The sequence below is a fragment of the Endothiovibrio diazotrophicus genome (assembly GCF_054657215.1).
Map to the genome: position 1 here is coordinate 1 of NZ_BAAHXB010000276.1, position 1022 is coordinate 1022.

The window sequence follows — 1022 nt, forward strand, 5'->3', positions numbered from 1 at the left end:
CGATGACTACGTCGTTGGAGGTGGTCACGCTGGTCAGGTTGCCGACGGTATCGTAGGCGTACAGCGTGGTGCCGCTCGCGTCGGTCCGGCTCGCCAGTTCGCCGTTGGCGGTGTAGCGGTAGTCCGCGTCGCCATAATGCGTGAGGCGGTCCTGGGTGTCGTAGGCTCCGTTCTCCACCCCGTCCGGCCCCTCCCGGCTCAGGCGGTTGCCGTTGGCGTCGTAGGTGTAGCGAGTGAACTGGCCGTCGCGTTCCACCTCGGTGAGGCGGCCGGCGGGGTCGTAGGTGTAGCGCTCGGTGTGGCTGAGGCCATCGACGTTCTCCACCTTTTCGGTGATGCGGCCGAGGGCGTCGCGGTTGTAGGAGGTCTCCATCAGGGTGAGGCCGTCGGCCTCCGCCCGTTCGGTGGTCAGTTCGCCGAAGCCGTTGTAGGTGCGGGCAGTGGTTACCGCGCCGAGGGTCGTACCGGTGGTGAGGCCGTTGGCGGGGTCGCGGGTGAGGGCGAGGTTGCCGGCGGCGGTGAGCAGGCCGTCGTCGTCGTAGGTGTAGGGGGTGGCGACATCGCCGACGCGGCGTTCGGTGATGCGCAGGTTGTTGTCGTAGACACGGGTGACGGTGCCGTCGATCGCGCCGCTCCACTGCTCGCTGAGGAATAGCGGGCCGTCATAGGTGAAGGTGAGCTGGCCGCCGTCGGGGGCGGTGATCGTCGTGAGGTGGCCGGTGGCCGGGTCATATTGGTAGGCGGTGGTGCCGGCGGGCCGGTGCAGGGCGCTGAGGCGGCCGCCGTTGTCGTACTCCAGGGTGAGGGTCTGGCCGTCGGGGCGCTGCACCGCGGTGAGTTGTTCGTCGAGGTTGTAGGTGTAGCGGGTGGCGGGGTCGCTGGCCGCCGCCAGCTCCGGCGGGGTGTAGGCGCTCTCCTGGTCGCGGGGGCCGTAGTCGAAGCGGTGGAGGTCGCCGTTGGGGGTGGCGAGTTCGCTGAGGTTGCCGCTCGCGTCGAAGGCGTAGCGCACGGTGCGGCCGTCA

Annotated in this window: 1 pseudogene; it reads right to left on the reverse strand. The window is 69.5% G+C overall.

Annotation, left to right across the window (positions count from 1 at the left end):
* Positions 1-1022, reverse strand: a pseudogene (locus ACYQ2W_RS26375) (RHS repeat-associated core domain-containing protein); the annotation flags it as partial.